The organism is Flindersiella endophytica, from assembly GCF_054779015.1.
The window spans coordinates 374930-393050 of the sequence record NZ_BAAGYY010000024.1 but is presented as its reverse complement, the minus strand read 5'-3'; the positions used below and the strand labels follow the sequence as shown (position 1 = coordinate 393050).

Below are 18121 nucleotides of genomic sequence, written 5' to 3'. Positions count from 1 at the left end.
CGTGCAGCTTCCCGCGTCCGCTGCTCGAGGTTCGCGCAGCTTTGCGCAGTCTGCGTGGACGGGCCGTTCCCCTGCGCAAAGTTTTACGCACGATCCGTGCTGGACCGTCTACGATGGTCGGGCCGTGGCGAGCGTGGTTGGTATGGCGGTAGCCCTGCTGCTCGCAGGATGCAGCGGCGACACGCCAGAAGGCGGCACCATCGACGAGACGACGCCCGCCAAGACAACCTCACCAAGCCCGACACCCAGCCCACGCCAACCGCCTCCGACGAGGAGCAAAAGGCGATTGACGCCGCGACGGCGGCCTACAACCGTTGCCTACGAGCCGTACTGCCTTCCTCGGATCAACATGCACCAGGACAACTGCCGCGACATCGGCGGCACCAACGAGAAATGCCGGGAATGGCGTGCCACCCCTCCACGGGAGGTCATCACCCCGAGGAGCTCGCTCGCCGCGCGGTGCAGGCCATGCAGCTCACCGGCCCCGACATCGGGATGGCGCCTCCGCCTGGTTCCAAGGGCGTGATCGGAATGCCCGTCTGGCTCTGTCTGAGCGGCGAGCTCGACCCGTTCACCCTTACCTCGAGAACAGAGCTCGGCGTCGTGGCGATGGAGTCCGTGATCACCAGGTGAGCACGGAAGTGATCGAGGTCTCCGGCCCTTCGTAACCAGAGCGTCGCCGCCGTCTGGCACCCTTGACCGGAAGAGTGCCAGACGGGCGTCCACGGAAGGATCCGATGCAGCGCTGGAACGATGTGACCGAGGTGCCGCCTCACACCGGCCCCTCCGTGGTCACGTTCGGGGTCTTCGATGGCGTACACCTCGGCCACCAGCGGGTCATCGCCCGCGCGATCGAGCTGGCAACCGCCCATCAGGCCCGGTCGGTTGTGGTCACGTTCAACCCCCATCCGGCCTCTGTCGTACGCCCGGACGCGGTGCCACCCGCCCTGGCCAGCCTCGACCGGCGGGTCGCGCTCTTCGAGGAGCAGGGCGTCGATGCTGTGCTGGTGCTCCCGTTCACGAAGGAGCGCTCCCAGCAGCCCGCCGAGGAGTTCGTCCGCGAGATGGCCGGCGCGCTGCGGCCGAAGGCCGTCGTCGTCGGCACCGACTTCCGGTTCGGGTTCAAGGCCAGCGGCGACGTCGGCCTGCTCAGCCGCCTCGGCCAGGAGCTGGGCTTCGAGGTCGAGGCCGTCAACCGCGACGCCGGCGACCCGCACTGGTCCTCGACGTCGGTCCGCCAGGCGCTCTCAGACGGTGACGTGAAGGCCGCCGCCGACATCCTCGGCCATCTGTTCCGGGTCGAAGGCACCGTCGTACGCGGCGACCAGCGCGGCCGTGAGCTGGGCTTTCCCACCGCCAACGTCCCCGCCGACGGCAAGCTCGCGCTCCCGAAGGACGGCGTCTACACCGGCTACCTCACGCGGGCGGACCAGGCGTCCAAGCGCCTCCCCGCCGCCATCTCCGTCGGTACGAAGCCCCAGTTCGGCCCGCACGAGCGGGTCATCGAGGCCCACGTGGTCGACCGCGACGACCTGGAGCTCTACGGCGTCCCCGTGGTCATCGAGTTCGTCGAATACGTCAGAGGTCAGCTTGTCTTCGACTCGCTCGAGGGCCTGATCGAGGCCGTCGAACGCGACAAGGACCGTGTACGCACCACTCTCAACGGGGCGTGACGACCCCGTAGCACCGCCCTGGTACCCTTCTAGCTGCCGTACGTTCGGCCGCGGATCCATAGTGCCCAGGTGAACCAGCCCTGGAGCGCCGCGCAACGACCATAAACTAGAGGGAGAACCGTGTCGCTCGACGCTGCGACCAAGCAGAAGATCATCACTGAGTACGCGACCAATGACGGCGACACCGGCTCGCCCGAGGTGCAGGTCGCGCTGCTTTCTCACCGGATCAGCCACCTGACCGAGCACCTCAAGGAGCACAAGCACGACCACCACAGCCGTCGTGGTCTGCTCCTCCTGGTTGGGCAACGTCGCCGCTTGCTCAACTACCTCACCAAGGTCGACATCGGGCGTTACCGCTCGCTGATCGAACGCCTTGGCCTCAGGCGATAACAACTTCCAGGAGCGGCAGCCCTTGACCAGGGCCGCCGCTCCCGGTCTGTTACCGCGAGTGTTCTCGCGGGCAACAACTCGATAGCGCAGCAGCGGACCAGCGCGCGAAGACTCTCGCCGGTCCTCGGTAGTGGCCTCCGGACCCGATCCGTCGTTCGTACGGACAAGTCCGTGGGTCTCGATCGAAGACCGGCACCTCCGCGCCACCCGCCTGCGAGATGGACATAAGACGCAGAAGGAGGGCACCCAGTGGAGGGTCCCGGTATCCAGGTCGCAGAGGCGACCCTAGACAACGGCAGCTTCGGTACTCGACGGATCAAGTTCGAGACCGGACGCCTCGCTCGCCAGGCCGGTGGTTCGGTCGCGGCCTACCTCGACGACGACACCATGGTGCTGTCGACGACCACGGCCGGCAAGCACCCGCGGGAGGGCTTCGACTTCTTCCCGCTCACCGTCGACGTAGAGGAAAAGGGCTACGCCGCCGGCAAGATTCCCGGCTCCGTGTTCCGCCGCGAAGGCCGGCCGAGCGTCGACGCCGTACTCACCTGCCGGCTGATCGACCGCCCGCTGCGGCCGTCGTTCGTGCACGGCCTGCGCAACGAGGTCCAGGTCGTCGTGACCGTCCTCGCGCTCAACCCCGACGCGATCTACGACGTGCTGGCGATCAACGCCGCCAGCGCTTCCACCCAGCTGGCCGGTCTGCCGTTCTCCGGCCCGATCGGCGGCGTTCGCGTCGCGTTGATCGAGGGTCAGTGGGTCGCGTTCCCGACCGTGAGCGAGCTCGAGAACGCCGTGTTCGACATGGTGGTCGCGGGCCGGGTGGTCGAGAGCGGCGACGTCGCGATCATGATGGTCGAGGCGGAGTCCACCCAGAACACCTGGAGCCTGGTTCAGGGCGGCACGCAGGCGCCGACTGAAGAGATCGTCGCCCAGGGACTCGAGGCCGCGAAGGGCTTCATCAAGACGCTCTGCGAGGCGCAGTCGCAGCTTGCCGACCTGGCCGCGAAGCCGACCAGCGAGTTCCCGGTCTTCCTCGACTACGAAGACGACGCCTTCGCCGCCGTCGAGGGCGCGGTCAAGAACGACCTGGCCGAGGCGCTCACGATCGCCTCGAAGGCCGACCGTGAGGGCAAGCTCGACGAGATCAAGACCGCGATGACGGAGCGGATCGGCGCCGACTTCGAGGGCCGCGAGAAGGAGTTGTCGGCAGCGTTCCGGTCGCTCCAGAAGAAGCTCATCCGCGACCGCGTGCTGCGCGACAAGATCCGCATGGACGGCCGTGGCCTGACCGACATCCGGCCGCTGGCGGCCGAGGTCGGCATTGTGCCGCGGGTGCACGGCTCGGCGCTGTTCGAGCGCGGCGAGACCCAGGTCGTGGGCATCACCACGCTCGCGATGCTCTCGATGGAGCAGCGGGTCGGCCTCACGCTGGCCGAGGACCAGACCAAGCGCTACATGCACAACTACAACATGCCGCCGTACTCCACCGGCGAGACCGGCCGCGTGGGCTCGCCCAAGCGCCGCGAGATCGGCCACGGTGCGCTCGCCGAGCGCGCGATCTTCCCGGTGCTGCCGGCTCGCGAGGAGTTCCCCTACGCGATCCGCCAGGTGTCGGAGGCGATCAGCTCCAACGGTTCCACCTCGATGGCTTCGGTATGTGCCTCGACGCTGGGTCTGCTGCACGCGGGCGTGCCGCTGAGGGCGCCGGTCGCGGGCATCGCGATGGGGCTGGTCTCCGATGAGGTCGACGGCAAGACGGAGTACGTCGCGCTGACCGACATCCTCGGTGCCGAGGACGCGTTCGGCGACATGGACTTCAAGGTCGCGGGCACCAAGGACTTCGTGACCGCGTTGCAGCTCGACACCAAGCTCGACGGCATCCCGTCCGACGTTCTGGCCGGTGCACTCAACCAGGCCAAGGACGCGCGGCTCACGATCCTGTCGGTCATGGAGAAGGCGATCAGCGCGCCTGGCGAGATGTCGCCGTACGCTCCGCGGATCATCACGATGAAGATCCCGGTCGACAAGATCGGCGAGGTGATCGGGCCGAAGGGCAAGGTCATCAACCAGATCCAGGACGACACAGGCGCCGACATCGCGATCGAGGACGACGGCACGATCTTCATCGGTGCGACCGACGGCCCGTCCGCCGAGGCGGCCCGCACGGCCATCGCCGGCATCGCGACGCCGACGATGCCCGAGGTGGGCGAGCGGTTCCTCGGCACCGTGGTGAAGACGACCAACTTCGGTGCGTTCGTCTCGCTGGTGCCGGGCAAGGACGGCCTGCTCCACATCTCGAAGCTGCGCGCGCTGGCCGGTGGCAAGCGCGTGGAGAACGTCGAGGATGTCGTGAAGGTCGGCGACAAGATCCAGGTCGAGATCGGTGAGATCGACGACCGCGGCAAGCTGTCGCTCGTTCCGGTCACCGAGGAATCCAAGCAGGAATCCACGCAGGAATCCGAATAGACAGGGGCTCGCCTGGTGGGCACGAGCCGACGTACGACGCAAACACTGCTACGCGAGGGTGACGGCGGACTCGTCCGCCGCACCATCCTCCCGTCCGGCCTGCGGATCATCACGGAAGCGATGCCGCAGGTCCGGTCGGTGAGCCTGGGTGCCTGGGCCGCGGTCGGCTCGCGGGACGAGACGCCGTCACTCGCCGGCACGAGCCACTACCTCGAACACCTGCTGTTCAAGGGCACCAAGCGGCGGTCGGCGCTGGACATCTCAGCGTCGATCGACGCGGTGGGCGGCGAGATGAACGCGTTCACCAGCAAGGAATACACCTGCTACTACGCGCGGGTACTCGACAACGATCTTCCGCTCGCGACCGACGTCGTGTGCGACATGATCACCTCCGCGCTGATCGCGCCGGAGGACGTCGACAGCGAGCGTGGCGTGATCCTCGAGGAGATCGCCATGCACGAGGACGACCCGTCCGACGCGGTGCACGACCTGTTCGCGTCGGGGCTGTGGGGCGACTCGCCGCTCGGACGTCCGATCGTCGGATCGGTCTCGTCGATCAACGCACTGACCCGTAAGCAGATCCACGGCTACTACAAGCGGCGCTACCGGCCGTCGGCGCTGGTCGTCGCGGTCGCCGGCAACGTCGACCACAACAAGGTCGTACGCCTGGTGTCCAAGGCGTTCGAGCGGGCCGGGTTCGACGGCTCGGAGTCGCCGCAGGCGCCTCGGATCGGTGGCACGGTGCCGGCCGCGTCGCGGGGTGTCGTCAGCGTGCTCGAACGGCCGACCGAGCAGGTCAACCTCGTGCTCGGCGTGCCGGGACTGGCACGTACGGACGACCGCCGGTTCGTGCTCGGCGTACTGAACGCCGCGCTCGGCGGTGGCATGTCGAGCCGGCTGTTCCAAGAGGTCCGCGAGAAGCGCGGGCTGGCGTACTCCGTCTACTCCTTCGCCTCCAACTACTCCGACACCGGCATGATCGGCGTCTACGCCGGTTGCCAGCCGGCCAAGGTCGACGACGTGCTGTCGCTGTGCCGGGAGGAGCTGGCGAAGATCGCGGAGCACGGCATCACCGACGCGGAGCTCGCCCGTGGCAAGGGACAGTTGCGCGGCTCGACGGTGCTGGGCCTGGAGGACACCGGCTCGCGGATGGGCCGGCTCGCCAAGGCCGAGCTGGTCTACGGTGACCTGCTGTCGCTCGACCAGATCCTCACCCGCATCGACGCCGTCACCCTCGACGACGTACGCGTGGTGGCCCGCGACCTGCTCGACAGCATCCAGCCTTCCCTCGCTGTCGTGGGTCCGTTCGACGGGCCGGACCGCTTCAGCCAGGCGGTCGCCTGACCTGACCTGACCTGACCTGATCGGTTCGGGTCAGGGCGCGGCTACCCGTCCAGGGCACGCAACTCCGCGGCCAGCTCGGCGGGCGGCATGCCGTCGCCGACCATCGTCCGCTCCTTGATCCAGGCGACCTTGCCGAGGTCGGGGAGCATGCGCAGTTCGGCAGCGTTCAGTGGCCGGATGGCCTGGTAACCAGCCAGCATCGGCGCTCTCAACTCCTCGGCCAACCGCGTGTAGTACATCGCGACGTCGTACGCCCGCCAGCCGAAACCGCAGTGGTCGAAGTCGAAGAACGTGATCTGGCCGGCCGGCGTGAAGTGGTAGTTCAGCGGCTGGACGTCGCCGTGGATGACGCCCCATCCGTGCGGGCCCGGATCGAACTCCCGTAGCCGGGTGGAGAGCCGCGCCACCTCCGACCGGATGTAGCCGGCGAGCTCGGGTTCGGCCGATCCGAGGGCCGGCGCCAACACCCGCAGCGACCTGTCGAGCAGCGTCCGGGTGTCCAGCCGGTAGCGGTCGTGGCCGGTCCGGTACGACTCGGCGGCAAGGTGGATCTCCGCGAGCACGCGCCCCACGACATGCACGTGTTCGGCGGTCAGCGGCTCGGGTGGCTCGCCGGCCGCCCAGGAGAAGAGCGAGTAGAAGCGTTCACCGGCGGACGTCCGAAGCCTGCCGAGCAGGTCGCCGTTGTGGCGGGGGATGGGGTACGACACGGGCAGTCCGTTGGCGTTCAGGTGCGTGAGCAGGTCCAGCTCGAAGCGCAGGGCGCCCTCGCCGGGCACCCACCACTTCTCGACGGGCTGCAGGCGCAGCGCGTAGGAGGCTCCTTCGACCAGGACACCGAAGACGTCGTTGATGCCGCTGCTCAGCAGCCGGCAGTCGCCGGGCCGGCCGAGGTCGTAGTCGCGCGCCACGAGTGCCGCCAAGCCGGCCGGGTCGGTCATGCGACGCGAGTCTAGTGAGCCCACCCGCCGTCAGCGGCCGAGAGCGACAGGATAGAAAAGGCACGGAAAAAGCGCAGCTGGTGCGAGGAGGTGCGGAGTGATCCGCGTGGGTGTGCTCGGTGCGGCCGGGCGGATGGGCACGGAGATCTGCCGCGCCGTCGAGGGCGCCGACGATCTCGTCCTGGCGACGACCGTCGGCCGTGGCGACAGCCGGTCCGAGCTGCGCGGCGACGCCGTCGACGTCGCGGTGGACGTCACGACGCCTGATGCGGTGATGGACAACATCGACTACTGCGTCTCGCAGGGCATCCACTGTGTGGTGGGCACCTCCGGCCTCACCAAGGACCGGCTGGCGACAGTCCAGGGCTGGCTCGACACCAAACGCGCGGCAGGCGTCGGCGTGCTGGTCGCTCCGAACTTCTCGATCGGTGCCGTGCTGATGATGCGGTTTGCCGAGCAGGCAGCGAAGTACTTCGACTCGACCGAGATCGTCGAGCTGCACCATCCCCGTAAGGCCGACGCGCCCTCCGGCACCGCGGCAAGGACGGCCACGATGATCGCCGACGCACGCCGGGAGGCCGGCCTCGGCGACATGCCCGACGCGACGAGCCAGGAGGCGCCGGGCGCCCGCGGCACCGACGTCGACGGCGTACGCGTGCACAGCATCCGGTTGTCCGGCCTGGTCGCCCATCAGGAAGTGCTGTTCGGTGGCCACGACGAGACGCTGACCATCCGGCACGACTCGCTGGCCCGAACGAGCTTCATGCCCGGCGTCCTGCTGGCGATTCGCAACGTGGGCAACGCACCAGGGCTCACCGTCGGCCTGGAGCACTACCTCTGAAGCCGATGTCCGGAAGCGGACCGCTCGACCCGTAGATTTCACTGGGCTGTACCAGTCAGATCATGTCGTGGACAGCGATTCGATCGCCCGGTCCGCGAAGCTTCCGGGCGTGCGAGCGAGCAGGCTGGGTGCGGCAGTCCTGGGGCTGGCGTTGTTCGTCCTCACCGGGTGGACGATGGCGTCCCCGGCGTCCGCGCACGTTCGTACGACCGAGGGCACGTCGGTCATCCGGCAACACGGGCACGACATCCGCATCGAGCTCAGGGTCGAGCAGCAGTTGCTCGCCAACGCAGCCGGCCGCGGCCGGCTCGAGAGCTACCTGACCGAACGCGTCACCGTCAGCCTCGACGGCATCGTCTGCGAGCCGGCGCTGACCCGTACGGGCGTCGAGCAGCGGCAGGAGGTCGTCTACGCCACCAGCGTTCTCGACTACGCCTGCCCCGGCGAGGGCAGCGGGTCCTACCTCGTCCGCTACGACCTGTTCACCGAGACCGACGCCGTGGTCGACGAATACACCAACCTCGCCGACTACGAGCTCGGCGGGCGCTCCGGCACGTACGTCTTCGACTCCGCGCATCGTGAGCTGGAGGCCGGCCGGACCGGCTTTCTCCAAGCCGGCTTGCGATTCCTGACGATGGGCGTCGAGCACATCGTCGGCGGCATCGACCACGTGCTGTTCGTGATCGTGCTGCTGCTCGGCGCGAAAACGTTCCGCGGCGTCGTGAAAGTCGCGACCGCGTTCACGCTGGCCCACAGCGTCACGCTGGCGCTCGGCGTGCTCGGCTGGGTGAACGTGCCCGCGCAGATCGTCGAGCCGCTGATCGCGCTCTCGATCGCGTACGTCGCCGTCGAGAACATCCTCGGCGGCGAGTCCAGGCACCGGCTGGCCGTGGTGTTCGGATTCGGCCTGCTGCACGGGCTCGGATTCGCCGGGACGCTGAGCTTCACCGACGATCTCAGCCCTCGGCTGCTCGGCTCGCTGCTGAGCTTCAACCTCGGGATCGAAGTGGGCCAGGCGATCGTCATCGTGCTGGTCTTCCCGTTGCTTCTCCTGCTGCGCCGGCTGTCGTGGTCGGCGGCGGTTCACCTTGCCGCCACCGGCCTGGCCGCCTTGTTCGGGCTCGTCTGGTTCGTCCAAAGGATATTCGCATGAAAGCTGTGTTGAGCTCTACGGCTCCGCCGCGTGGCCTCGGAACGCTGAACGTGCCGAGATCGGTACGCCGGGCGGCCGCCGCCGTGACGGTCGCGCTGGCCGCCGTCACCATCGCGGTCCCGCTCCAGCCGATGGTCGCGCGTGCGATCGACCCGGCTGCCGCGAACGTCGGCGGCATCGTCTTCCAGGACAGGGACAACGACGGAACCCGCGACGCCGGCGAGCCCGGCGTGGCCGGTGTGACCGTCTCCGACGGCGTGCGGACCGTACGAACGGGCAACGACGGCCGCTACGCGCTGGACATCGACATCGAACGCCGCATCACCGACATCGTCTACATCACCAAGCCGGCCGGCTTCGCGGTGCCGACCGACCAGTACAAGACGCCGCAGTTCTACCGGAACCTCGGCCAACTGACTGATGGCGCACAGGCGCAGGCGGACTTCGCGCTGGTCGCCGACAAGCGGTCGCTGGGGAGCAACTTCACGTTCGCCAACGTCGCCGACACCCACGTCAACCCGGACTTGGCGGACCAGCTGCGGCAGATCAACTCCACGTCGCAGGACCTGGCGTTCGTCCAGGTGAGTGGCGACCTGACCAACAACGCGACGGAGGCGGAGTTCGCGTACTACCGCAACGCCACGGCCGCGTCCGCGCTGCCGGTGTGGCCGGCCGTCGGCAACCATGAGTATTGGGGCGGCGGCGAGCCGACGTACCAGTCGCGGATCGACAACTATCGCAAGTATGTCGGGCCGGAGTGGTACTCGTTCGACTACGGCAACCGGCACTTCCTCGTGCTGGAGAACAACGGCGGTGCGCCGTTCGAGGAGCAGTTCGCTTGGGTGCGGGACGACCTGGCCGCGCACGCCGCGGGCAAGCGGGTCGTCGTGCTGATGCACCAGCCGATGAACGTGCCGTTCGGCTCGCCGTCGACGTACGACGCGTACTCCGCGCTGCTCGAGCAGTACGGCACCGAGCTGATCCTGGTCGGGCACGAGCACTCCAACCAGACCGACAGGACGTTCGTGAAGGGCGCGCGGCACGTCCAGACCAACTCCAGCTCCTACACGATCGACCACAGCCCGCGCGGCTTCCGCTACGTGCACCTGTGGGACAACGGCTCGAGCAACCCGTTCCGGATGTACGGCGTGGACAAGTCGCTGACGTTGACGAGTCCGGCACCCAACAGCGAGATCTCCGCGCGGGGGTTCGACGAGATCCAGGTCAACGCGTATCACACGGCCGATGAGGTGAAGCTCGTCCGCTATCGGATGGACGGATCCAGCCGGTGGAAGCCGATGATGAGGTCCGGCGACTTCACGTGGTACGCAGGCAGCGGCGGCTATGCGCCGGGCAAGCACACGATCGTGGTCGAGGCGGTCGCCGACGGCGGAGCGAAGTGGAGCAGCACGGCGACGTTCACCCTTACCAGCCAGGCGCCTGCGACGATCCAGGCCGGGGCGGACTGGCCGCAGTTCCACGGCGATGCCGCACACAGCGGGGTGAGCGGCGATGTTCTGAAGCCGGATCTGGGGCTCGCCTGGACCTACCGTACGCCGGGGACGATCCTCACCGGCTCGCCGGTGATTGTCGGTGGTGTGGCCTATGTTGGTACGCGTGACGAGAACGACCTTGGAAACAACGCGATCCACGCCGTCGACCTGCGCACTGGCCGGCGGCTCTGGCAGGCGAAGACTGCCGACTCCGTGCACGGATCTCCCGCGGTAGCCGACGGTCTGGTGTTCGCGCCCAACCTCAACGGAATGTTGCAGGCGTTCGACGCCAAGACCGGTCAGCTGCGGTGGCAGCGTGTGCCGGACCAGCCGGAGGCACCGAACCGCCTGCGTTCGTACTCCTACTACTCGCCTGCGGTCTTCGAGGGCAAGGTGTTCTGGCCGTACCAAACCAGGCACGGCAAGGCGAGCCGCGGCCTGCTCGCCGCGTTCGACACCAAGACCGGCACGACGGTGTGGGAGTCGCCGATGAGCGGCGCCACGATGAGCGACGGAACGCCGGCGATCGCCGACGGTCACGTTTACGTTGGCAACGAGACCGCGGACCGGGTGATCGCGTACGACGTCGACACCGGCCAGCAGCAGTGGGCCGGCACGAACGTGCTCGGTGGCTGGCAGGACGGCGCGCCGGTGGCGGCCGGTGGACGGGTGTTCATCGCGTCCAACAACCGGGTCGTCGCGCGTGATGCGGCCACGGGGGCGAACCTGTGGACCTACGCCAGCCCGGACGCGTCGTACATCCCTGGCAACGCGACGCCCTCGGCGCCCGCTGTCGTGGGTGACACGCTCTATCTCGGCTTCCCGGACGGCCGCGTGACCGCGCTCAACGCGGCGACCGGTGCGGTGGTGTGGAGCGTGCGGATGCCCGGAAAGCCTTACCTGGGTGGAGTCCTGTCCGCTCCGGCGATCAGCGGCGACACCGTTTACATCGGGTCCAACAACGGCAAGGTCTACGGCCTGAACCGCGCCAACGGCGAGATCGTATGGAGTTATGCGATCGGCACCTGGGTGGCATCCCCGCCCGCGATCTCCGGCAACACCCTGCTCGTCGGCGCGTGGGACGGCAACCTCTACGCCTTCACCACAAAGCGATAGCGACGACGGGTGGCCGCGGATAGGCTCGGCGCATGGTGGACCTCGAACCACTACTACGCTGGGCCGCCGCGGCGGTCGGCCCGGATGCGACCGTCACGGTTCAGCGTGGCCTGCGCGAGGGGAGCAATCCCTGGCTCGTGACGATCGACGACGGCGGCCGGAGCAGCGAAGCTGTGCTCAAGCTCGGCCATCCCGACGATCCGGCGGGCTTCCGCACCGAGGTCGCGGCCCTGTCGTTGGCGAGCGAGCGCGGCATCCCCGCGCCGCGGCTGCTCGCCTCCGATCTGGACGGCACGTACGTCGACAAACCGGTGCTGCTGGAGACGGTCGTGCCGGGCAGCAGCCAGATCCCCGTGGAGGCAGCGCCCGAACGGCTGCGGGCGACCGGCGCGTGCATCGCCCCGCTGCGCACGATCGCGGTGGCGGCGAGCGCGGAGCTTCCGCTGCGCGCCAGACCCATCTCGGCCAGCGACTTCGCCGCCGGCCGCCGGGACGGCACGGATCCGACGACGCCGCTGCTGGCCGCGGCCGACGAACGGATCCAGGCACTGCCGACGCCGGACGGCGACCCGGTGCTGGTGCACGGTGACCTCTGGCAGGGAAACCTGCTGTGGCACAACGGATCCGTGTCCGGGATCATCGACTGGGACATGGCGGGGGTCGGGCATCCCAGCCTCGACCTGGCGGCGCTCCGGCTGGACGCGGTGCTGCTCTACGGGTCCGGAGCCGAGGACCTGGTGCTCGACGGCTGGCAGCAGGCGACCGGTTGCACGGCGGAGGCGTTGCCGTACTGGGATGCGGTGGCGGCGCTGAACATGCCAGGGGACATGGCGTTGTTCGAGCCGGTCATCCGTGACCAGGGCCGCACCGACCTGACCGCCGACACGCTGAACGACCGCCGCGACACCTTCCTGCGGCAGGCGATCGCGGCACTCACCTGACGACGCGTTCTTCTGTCCCTCGCAGGGGTCAGGACACGGCCTAGGGCGCGGCGGCCAGCCGGGCGTCCTCCTCGGCCTTCATGCGCTCCTGCCGGCGTACCCGTTCCGGCACGACGGCTTCGCGGTCGGCTGTCGGCCGGAAGTCGTAGCGCTCGACGCCGAGCCCACGCAGCACGGCCTTCTCCACCAGCGAGAAGTCGTCGGGGTTCGCGCGGTTGAACTGCATCGGCTCCTTGAGATGCACCGGCGGGTTCGTGATGAACCGCGCCAGCCGGCGTACGTTCTGGGCCTTCGCGTGCAGGATGTACGGGTGCAGCAGGAACACGTCGCCGATCCGGCCGGTGGCCTCGGCGAAGTCCGTGCACTGCCCGACCAGGTCCGAGATCGGGAACTCCGTCGGCAGCACGCCCTCCGGATGGTCGGCGAGGTAACGCGCGATCGGCCCCACGGAGTCGCGAGCCACGAACGTCGCGCCGCCTTGGTGTTCCACCTCCGACCAGAGCACCAGTGTCAGCAGCCCTTGCTCGGGCGAGTCGAGGAAATGCCGGAAGAAGTCGCCGTCCTTGTGCCACCCCGGCGACTGAGGCGACGCCGGCTCCCACGGCCGTTCCGCGCCCTGGTGCAGGTTGACGATGAAACCGTCGCCCCAGTTGAACGGCTGCTCGATCCGCTCCTCGCCTCCCAGCAGGTCACACGCGGCCTGCCAGGCCTTCGGAGCGAAGTCCTTGATGTCGAAGCGACTGCGGGTCGGCATGTGGATGGACGGTTCCACCCACGTCGACTTGTCGTCCGCGTCGTAGCCGAGTCGTGTCCAGATCGACCCGGTGAGCGCGGCGGCCGCTTCCTCGGTGAAGCAGTCGTGGATGACGACGTAGCCATACTGGAGGAAATGCTCGGCCTGTTCGTCGGTGAGAACCTGATAGCGAGAGCTCACGGCAACGTCCCTTCGCATGCGGTCACCCATCGACGCTAGTTCGCCTACGGAAAAGGGCGTGCTGGTCTCGCCAGGCGAGACAGTTTGTCCGTTGTTCGTCAGAACAGCGCGCCGAACGAGATGCCGTACGCACCTGTCGTCGCCCCTCTCGCGGTCGCGTCCCGGACGACGGTTCCCCTGGTTTCGGTAACTGGAACATTCCGCAACCTAGCCGGGCGGAGCAAACGGCTTGCGGGCCCGAAATGCCCCGTGCCACAATCGTCGCGTTCTGCGGGTCGTCTTACCGAGACGACCGCCGCCCCGCGAGCTGTTGGCGGCCACACACCGATTGAAGGGTTGTGGCATGCCGCGTTCTTCTCGCTTCGGCACTCTCCACCGTTACCTCCTCTACGCCCGGCTGTTCTGGCGTAGCGCACCCGCGTTGTCCCTGGTCTGTTTCGGCCTCACGGTGCTCGTCGCAAGCGCCGGTACGACCGCGCTGCTGACGACCGGCCGGCTGGTCGCGGCCCTGCCGGACGCGCACGCGGCCTGGCCGTGGCTGGTCGCGACGGCGCTGGCGTTCGTGGCCGGTCCGGTCGCCTCAGCGGCGCTCGCAGGAGTGGCGCACGCGGTCGAGGCCAAGTGCATGGTGACCACGCTCGACCTCACGATGGAGCTGGGCACAAGCCCTTACGGCACAGCGCATCTGGAGAACCCCAAACGGGCCGGCGAGCTCGCCGCGGTGACCCGGGCGTCGACCGACTGGCTTTACATCGCGGGCCTCCACAGCGGCTGGACGCTGATCGCGATCCGGCTCGGCGGCGTCGGCGCGTTCGTGATCCTGGCCGACTGGCGGTGGTGGGCACCGATCCTGTTGCTGGCCGGGTGGTTCCTGCTGAGCAGGGTCTTCGCGCAGTGGAACAACTCGATCTTCGACGACCTGCTCGAGGTGACAGGCAACCAGCGGCGGTACGCCGACTACCTCCGTTCACTGCTCGTCGGCAGCGAGGCGGCCAAGGAGATCAGGCTGTTCGGGCTGACCGGCTGGCTGGTCGGGCGCTACACCTCCGCGTGGCAGCAGGCGATGGGCGCGGTCTGGGCCAACCGGGCCCGCGCGCTCCGCCGTCCGCTACTCGCGTTGCTGCTGTCGCTGGCCGTGAACGCGGCCGTATTCGGCGTGCTCGCCCGCGACGCGTGGACCGGTGCCGTGGGCGCGGGCGCGCTGGTGACGTACGCGCAGGCCGTCCTGGCCATGTCGGCGTTCGGTTCACAGAACGACGCGCAGCGCGGGCTGGCTCGTACGTCCGCGGTGTTGAACGAGCTGGTCCGGCTGCGCCGGGCTCAGGGCCTACCGGCGCTGGCGACCAGCGGAGAGGGCGACAGCCGGCGGCCTGCCGAAGCGGGCAGCGGTCCGGCGTCGGTGGTGCTCGAGGGCGTCACGTTCGCCTACCCGTCGGCGGAGCCGGGCCGGCCGGCGATCTCACAACTGAGCTTGACGATCCCGGCCGGGCAGTCGGTCGCACTTGTCGGCGTGAACGGGGTCGGCAAGTCCACGTTGATCAAGCTGTTGTGCGGCCTGTACCGGCCGGACGAGGGCAGCGTACGGATCGGCGGCGCGGACCCCGGCGCCGACGACGCGGCCCGACGGCGGGTGGCGGTGATCTTCCAGGACTTCGTGCGCTACCACCTGCCGTTGCGCGACAACATCGCCTTCGACGCCGACGAAACCCTGCTCCGTAAGGCGTTGCACGACGCCGGCGGCTCGGGCCTGCTGGCTCGGCTCGGCTGGGACACCGTGCTGTCGCCGGAGTACGACGACGGCACCGAGCTGTCCGGCGGCCAGTGGCAGCGGGTGGCGCTGGCCCGCGCGCTCGCCGCGTTGCGTACGGGCGCGGGCGTGCTGGTGCTCGACGAGCCGGCAGCGGCGCTGGACGTCCGCGCCGAAGCGGCGTTGTTCGACCAGGTCCTTCGGGGGTTCCAGGGGGTCGTCCCCCTGGGCAGGCACAGCCTCGAGGTCACGCAGGGTGCGACGACGCTGCTGGTCACCCACCGGCTGTCCAGCGTCCGGCACGCGGAGCGGATCGTCGTACTCGGCCCGCGGCCGGACGGTGGCGCGCACGTGATCGAGGACGGCAGCCACGAGGAGTTGCTGGCCGGCGGTGGCGTGTACGCGGAGCTGTTCACACTGCAGGCCGCTCGGTTCGCGATGGCGGCGGGGAGGGACTGACCCATGCGTTCGCTGCGTGCCATCTGGCTGGTGCTCTCGACCGCGGTCAAGGTCAGCCCGGTGCAGTCGCTGATCTGCCTCCTCGAGTCGGCGAGCGTCGTTGTCGACGTACTGAAGCCGCTGTTCCTCGCCTGGATCGTCACCGGGGCGATCGGCCGTGACCTGCGCGGCGTCGTGGTCGCGGTGACGGCGCTGGTCGCCTCGGTCGCGCTGGAGAGGACGCTCGCGATGATCGGCGGCAACGCGCGGTTCGGGCAGCAGGAGCGGGTGGCGTACACGTTCGAGACCAGGATCGCGGAGATCACCGCGCGGATCCCGACGCTCGATCACCTGGAGTCGCCGCGCTACCTCGACCAGGTGCAGGCGCTGCGCGATCAGCAGGGCGCGCTCGGGTTCGCGCTGAACACACTGCTGAACGGGCTGGTGGACCTCGTCCGGGTCGGCGCGACCCTGGCGTTGGCGGCGACCGCGGACTGGAGGTTGCTGCTGGTCGCGGCGGCCGGCGTTCCGTCGCTGGTGGCCGTGCGGTGGTATGCGCGCTGGTCGGACGCGGCCGAGCGCTCGGCGGCGCAGCCGGCCCGGCTGACACAGCACCTGCTGGGGCTCGGACACTCGCCGGCGGCGGGAGCCGAGCTGCGCGTGTTCGGTCGTCGCGGAAAGATCCGGTCGCGGCTGCGATCTGCGGTAGCCGCATGGCGCGGCCCCTACGCTTTGCGGGCCAGGCGGCAAGCCGTCCCGGAGATCTGCGGCAGCCTGTTCTTCTTCGGCGTCGCGGGCATCGTGCTGGCGTGGCTGCTTCGGGACGTGCTGGCCGGTTCGGTCGGCACGGGCGCGTTCGTACTCGCGTTTCTGCTGGTCAACCACTTGCGGACGGCCAGCGGTGAGCTGCAGGGGATCGCCGGGCGGGTGACGACTGTGACGCGTACGGCCGGGCGCTTCCTCTGGCTGCTCGACTACGAGGGGTCGATGCCGCAGGGCGGCACGGGATCGCCGCCGGCGAGGCTGCGGCGGGGGATCAGGCTGGAGTCCGTGAGCTTCGCGTACCCGGACGCGGCGCTGCCTGCCCTGCGGGAGGTCTCGCTCGACCTGCGGCCCGGCTCGGTCGTGGCGATCGTGGGGGAGAACGCAGCGGGGAAGTCCACGTTGGTGAAGCTGATGGCCGGGCTCTACCAGCCGACGGGCGGCCGGATCCTGGTCGACGGCGTGGACCTATCGGCGTTCAACGTGGTGGCGTGGCGGGAGCGGCTGTCGGGCGCGTTCCAGGATCACGCGACGTTCGAGCTGACCGCGCGGCACGCGATCGGGCTGGGCGATCTGGCTCACCCACCCGACGACGCCAGGATCCTGGCGGCGGCGCGGGCGGGTGCGGCCGAGCAGGTGGTCGACGCGTTGCCACGCGGCCTCGACACGCAGCTCGGGCCGGGCTGGCCGGACGGCGTGGGGTTGTCGGGCGGGCAGTGGCAGCGGGTGGCGCTCGCACGGGGGATGCTGCGGCGGGAACCGCTGCTGCTCGTACTCGACGAGCCCACCGCCGCCGTGGATGCCGCGACCGAGCACGCGCTGTTCGAGCGGTACGCCGCCGCCGCGCGAACAGCCAGGCGGGCCGGAACGGTGACGTTGCTGGTCACGCACCGGTTCTCGACGGTGGCGGCGGCTGATCTGGTGGTCGTCCTGCGGGAAGGGTCGGCGGTGGAGGCCGGTACGCATACGGAGTTGCTGGCTGCCGGCGGGCACTACGCGGAGCTGTATCGGCTGCAGGCGCGCGGGTATCAGTAGCCGAGCTGCTCGCTGAGCGCGCGGACCGCCCGGAGCGCGGCGTCGACCTCCGCCTGCGCTTGGCGGGCGCCGTCGGTCAGGGTGGTGCCGGCGTAGTTGCTCGCCGTCGCCGCCAGCGCTTCGCGGAGCCGGTCGTCGATGGCGTCCCGCTGGATCATGGTGTCGAGCACGGTGAGGGAGTGGTCGACGCGTCCGACGGAGTTGGCGTAGTGCACCAGCTGGTCAACGGAGCGCGCGATCGACTGGTCGGCCTCGAGCACGGCAGCGGCTTGCGCGGGCATAGCGGCGGCGTGCGGCCCCAGCATGGCACGGGCCTCCGACAGTGCCTTGAGTCCGCAGGTGATCTGCCACAGCTGGTGGTTGACCAGCTCCGCCCAGCCCGGCAGCCTGCCCTCTCGGGCGGCGCGCGACTGGGCGACCCGTTCGATCGCCTGGATGACCACGCGCAGCTTGTACTGCCCGGGCTCGTCGAGATCCTCGAAGGGGTTGATGAGAGTCCGGCGGTACGACTGCAACTGCTCGCGTCGTTTGGCGAGCCTCCAGACCGAGGCGCCGCTCACCACCGCGCCCAGCGTGACCACGGCGCCCACGACACCGAACGTCATCAGGACCGTTCCCCAGCCTGCGACGATGCAGAACCAGCCGGCGAGCGCGATCGCGCCGAGGATCGTGGCGACCTTGCGTTCGCGCTGGAACCTGCGTTCGAGGGGAGTGGAGTTGAGCAGGTCTTCGGCGACGGCGCGCAGCTGGACCTGTACGTCCGGTGGCGTGGCGGGGGCGAAGATGAACTCAGGCAGCGTCTCATCCGGTCTGCGGATCCACGGCAGCGGCGCTCGAGCGTCCATCA

The 18121-nt window shown here is 69.1% G+C and carries 14 protein-coding genes; 11 read left to right on the top strand and 3 right to left on the bottom strand.

Annotated features, from left to right (window positions below):
• The first annotated feature begins 468 nt into the window (after positions 1-468).
• The 5 genes from ACYVF6_RS29650 to ACYVF6_RS29630 all read left to right on the top strand — a co-directional run bounded on the left by ACYVF6_RS29650 (position 469) and on the right by ACYVF6_RS29630 (position 5873).
• Positions 469-633 (top strand): hypothetical protein, encoded by a 165-nt coding sequence (locus ACYVF6_RS29650; protein WP_460525906.1) that lies wholly within the window; start codon positions 469-471, stop codon positions 631-633.
• Positions 634-737: 104 nt separating this feature from the next.
• Entirely contained in the window at positions 738-1673 is a 936-nt protein-coding gene (locus tag ACYVF6_RS29645) for a bifunctional riboflavin kinase/FMN adenylyltransferase (protein ID WP_460525905.1), read from the top strand.
• A 120-nt stretch (positions 1674-1793) separates the two neighbouring features.
• A complete protein-coding gene (rpsO, locus tag ACYVF6_RS29640; RefSeq protein WP_460525904.1) occupies positions 1794-2063 on the top strand; it encodes a 30S ribosomal protein S15 in 270 nt (89 codons plus the stop codon).
• Between the two features lie 249 nt (positions 2064-2312).
• On the top strand, positions 2313-4529 hold the full coding sequence (locus ACYVF6_RS29635; RefSeq protein WP_460525903.1) for a polyribonucleotide nucleotidyltransferase: 2217 nt from the start codon (positions 2313-2315) through the stop codon (positions 4527-4529).
• Between the two features lie 15 nt (positions 4530-4544).
• Positions 4545-5873 carry a M16 family metallopeptidase gene (locus ACYVF6_RS29630; RefSeq protein ID WP_460525902.1) on the top strand — a complete coding sequence of 443 codons (1329 nt, stop codon included), beginning with the start codon at positions 4545-4547 and terminating at the stop codon, positions 5871-5873.
• Positions 5874-5914: 41 nt separating this feature from the next.
• Here ACYVF6_RS29630 and ACYVF6_RS29625 read toward each other — a convergent pair whose 3' ends face one another.
• Positions 5915-6814: a homoserine kinase gene (locus ACYVF6_RS29625; RefSeq protein ID WP_460525901.1), complete on the bottom strand. Its 900-nt coding sequence runs from the start codon at positions 6812-6814 to the stop codon at positions 5915-5917.
• A 97-nt stretch (positions 6815-6911) separates the two neighbouring features.
• Between ACYVF6_RS29625 and dapB the strand changes: the two genes are divergently transcribed.
• From dapB to ACYVF6_RS29605, 4 genes are all read left to right on the top strand, one after another.
• Positions 6912-7655 (top strand): 4-hydroxy-tetrahydrodipicolinate reductase, encoded by a 744-nt coding sequence (gene dapB / locus ACYVF6_RS29620; protein WP_460525900.1) that lies wholly within the window; start codon positions 6912-6914, stop codon positions 7653-7655.
• A 109-nt stretch (positions 7656-7764) separates the two neighbouring features.
• Positions 7765-8808 carry a HupE/UreJ family protein gene (locus ACYVF6_RS29615; protein ID WP_460525899.1) on the top strand — a complete coding sequence of 348 codons (1044 nt, stop codon included), beginning with the start codon at positions 7765-7767 and terminating at the stop codon, positions 8806-8808.
• Positions 8805-11417 carry an outer membrane protein assembly factor BamB family protein gene (locus ACYVF6_RS29610; protein WP_460525898.1) on the top strand — a complete coding sequence of 871 codons (2613 nt, stop codon included), beginning with the start codon at positions 8805-8807 and terminating at the stop codon, positions 11415-11417. Before ACYVF6_RS29615 ends, ACYVF6_RS29610 begins: the two co-directional genes overlap by 4 nt.
• Positions 11418-11449: 32 nt before the next feature.
• The gene (locus ACYVF6_RS29605; RefSeq protein ID WP_460525897.1) at positions 11450-12358 is read left to right on the top strand and encodes a phosphotransferase family protein; all 909 of its coding nucleotides are present in this window, start codon (positions 11450-11452) and stop codon (positions 12356-12358) included.
• Between the two features lie 40 nt (positions 12359-12398).
• On the opposite strand, the gene ACYVF6_RS29600 is transcribed toward ACYVF6_RS29605, so the two are convergent.
• Entirely contained in the window at positions 12399-13292 is an 894-nt protein-coding gene (locus tag ACYVF6_RS29600) for a phytanoyl-CoA dioxygenase family protein (RefSeq protein WP_460525896.1), read from the bottom strand.
• 343 nt (positions 13293-13635) lie between these two features.
• On the opposite strand from ACYVF6_RS29600, the gene ACYVF6_RS29595 reads away from it, so the two are divergent.
• Positions 13636-15498: an ABC transporter ATP-binding protein gene (locus ACYVF6_RS29595; RefSeq protein WP_460525895.1), complete on the top strand. Its 1863-nt coding sequence runs from the start codon at positions 13636-13638 to the stop codon at positions 15496-15498.
• Positions 15499-15501: 3 nt separating this feature from the next.
• Complete coding sequence (locus ACYVF6_RS29590) at positions 15502-17274, top strand: ABC transporter ATP-binding protein (protein ID WP_460525894.1); 1773 nt, start codon at positions 15502-15504, stop codon at positions 17272-17274.
• Here ACYVF6_RS29590 and ACYVF6_RS29585 read toward each other — a convergent pair.
• Positions 17268-18119, bottom strand: a complete 852-nt coding sequence (locus tag ACYVF6_RS29585; protein ID WP_460525893.1) for a hypothetical protein — start codon at positions 18117-18119, stop codon at positions 17268-17270. The genes ACYVF6_RS29590 and ACYVF6_RS29585 overlap by 7 nt on opposite strands.
• Between the last annotated feature and the right edge of the window lie 2 nt (positions 18120-18121).

What these genes read in the sequence shown, in the direction of transcription:
- ACYVF6_RS29650 (WP_460525906.1), top strand. Translation starts at nt 469, where the DNA reads ATGCAGCTCACCGGCCCCGACATCGGGATGGCGCCTCCGCCTGGTTCC.
- ACYVF6_RS29645 (WP_460525905.1), top strand. Translation starts at nt 738, where the DNA reads ATGCAGCGCTGGAACGATGTGACCGAGGTGCCGCCTCACACCGGCCCC.
- ACYVF6_RS29625 (WP_460525901.1), bottom strand. Translation starts at nt 6,814, where the DNA reads ATGACCGACCCGGCCGGCTTGGCGGCACTCGTGGCGCGCGACTACGAC.
- ACYVF6_RS29610 (WP_460525898.1), top strand. Translation starts at nt 8,805, where the DNA reads ATGAAAGCTGTGTTGAGCTCTACGGCTCCGCCGCGTGGCCTCGGAACG.
- ACYVF6_RS29605 (WP_460525897.1), top strand. Translation starts at nt 11,450, where the DNA reads ATGGTGGACCTCGAACCACTACTACGCTGGGCCGCCGCGGCGGTCGGC.
- ACYVF6_RS29595 (WP_460525895.1), top strand. Translation starts at nt 13,636, where the DNA reads ATGCCGCGTTCTTCTCGCTTCGGCACTCTCCACCGTTACCTCCTCTAC.
- ACYVF6_RS29590 (WP_460525894.1), top strand. Translation starts at nt 15,502, where the DNA reads ATGCGTTCGCTGCGTGCCATCTGGCTGGTGCTCTCGACCGCGGTCAAG.
- ACYVF6_RS29585 (WP_460525893.1), bottom strand. Translation starts at nt 18,119, where the DNA reads ATGGACGCTCGAGCGCCGCTGCCGTGGATCCGCAGACCGGATGAGACG.